This window comes from Blautia sp. AM47-4 (assembly GCF_003479865.1).
Lineage (GTDB): Bacteria > Bacillota > Clostridia > Lachnospirales > Lachnospiraceae > Fusicatenibacter > Fusicatenibacter saccharivorans.
Genome location: NZ_QUHY01000081.1, coordinates 1 through 1,835, shown reverse-complemented (window position 1 = coordinate 1,835; position 1,835 = coordinate 1). Strand labels below are relative to the sequence as shown.

Here is a 1,835-nt window from a genome sequence, read left to right as displayed (position 1 = left end):
ACCCTAAATTTCAGAACAATGTCATTCTGACCGGGACGGAGTTCCTTACCATGAACACCCGTCCGAAGATACCCGCCAATGCCCGGAACCTAAACGCCTGTGTCATCGGATCGTCCGGCTCGGGAAAGACAAGGTTCTGGTTGACCCCGCAGCTCCTTCAAGCCCATTCCTCGTATGTGGTGGTAGACCCGAAGGGCGGCACTCTCGACCAGTGCGGGCGGTTTCTGCAACGGGAGAAATACAGGGTGCGGGTGTTCAACAGTATCGACTTTTCAAAATCCATGCACTACAATCCGCTGGCCTATATCAAGACAGAAAGCGATGTTTTGAAATTTGTTACCGCCCTGATTGCCAACACCAAAGGCGACGGCAAGGAGGGCGACGAGTTCTGGACAAAAGCAGAAACCCTCTTGTACTGCGCCCTTGTGTCCTACATCGTCTTTGAGGGGCCGGAGGAAGAACGCAACATGAATACGCTGGTGGAAATGATAAACAGCATGGAAGTCCGGGAGGATGACGAAACCTTCAAAAACGCGGTGGACTATATGTTTGACGGGCTGGAACGCCGCAGCCCCCAGCACTTCGCCGTGAGGCAGTATAAGAAATACAAGCTCGCCAGCGGCAAGACAGCCAAAAGCATTTTGATTTCCTGCGGTGCAAGACTGGCTCCCTTTGATATTCCCCAACTTCGGGAGATCATGTCTTATGACGAACTGGAGCTGGATAAGCTGGGGGATGAAAAATCAGCGCTGTTCTTTCTTATCAGCGACACGGACACCACCTACAACTTTTTGGTTGCCCTCGCTTTTTCGCAGATGTTCAACCTTCTGTGTGAACGGGCTGATAACACCTATGGCGGGCGTCTGCCCTACCATGTGCGGGTGCTGTGGGACGAGGCAGCCAACACCGGACAGGTGCCGGGGCTGGAAAAGATCGTGGCCGTCATCCGCTCCCGTGAGATCAGCCTGACGCTCTTTTATCAGGCTATGAGCCAGTGCAAGGCATTGTACAAAGACCATTCCGAAACCATCATGGGCAACATGGACAGTATCGTATTCCTCGGAGGCCGGGAGGCTTCCACCCTAAAGGATATTTCGGAAAACTGGCTGGGCAAGGCCACCATCTCTATGCAGACCGAGGGTCGAAGCCGTGGACAGTCTGAAAGTTACAGCCAGAATATGCAGCGGCTTGGCCGGGAGCTGATGACCACCAGCGAGATCACCACCATGCCCGGGGATAAATGTATCTTGCAGCTTAGGGGGCTCCCGCCTTTTCTATCCCCGAAGTATGACTTGAAAAAGCACCCGAATTACAAGTACACAGTCGAATTTGATAAAAAGAAAAACGCCTTCCGCTTGGAAAGCCTGTTCCGCCACCGGCCATTGAGACTAAAGCCGGAGGACGAATACACGGTGTACGAAGTGGACGGCTCCGATACAGACGAAGAAGCTGACCTGTTGAACTTCGATGATCTGGACAGCGACGAGTTTGTGTAACTTCGGGCCATGATGACCCGAAGCGCCGCCGATGTGGGCGGTTTTTTTTGTACCCAAAACCATCAAACAAACAAAATGGAGGAACGTATATGGAATTTTTCAATCAGGCAATCGACATTCTTAAAATTCTGGTCATGGCTCTTGGCGCCGGTCTGGCGGTATGGGGTGTCATCAATCTTCTGGAAGGTTACGGGTCGGACAACCCTGCGGCAAAAAGCCAGGGCATTAAGCAGTTTATGGCTAATTAAAGGGAACAAAAAGAAAGGAAAAGCACAATCCAGACGGTATCAGCGGCAGGATACAAAAATAAATTGTGATTACACAAGATTGGTGTTATAA

At 51.4% G+C, this 1,835-nt stretch carries 2 protein-coding genes; both read left to right on the top strand.

Annotation, left to right across the window (positions count from 1 at the left end; genetic code table 11):
* A partial coding sequence (locus DW965_RS18595) for a VirD4-like conjugal transfer protein, CD1115 family (RefSeq protein WP_119198675.1) occupies positions 1 to 1,496 on the top strand: 1,496 nt, incomplete at its 5' end.
* 89 nt (positions 1,497 to 1,585) lie between these two features.
* A complete protein-coding gene (locus tag DW965_RS18590; RefSeq protein ID WP_003500126.1) occupies positions 1,586 to 1,744 on the top strand; it encodes a Maff2 family mobile element protein in 159 nt (52 codons plus the stop codon).
* The last annotated feature ends 91 nt before the right edge of the window (positions 1,745 to 1,835 follow it).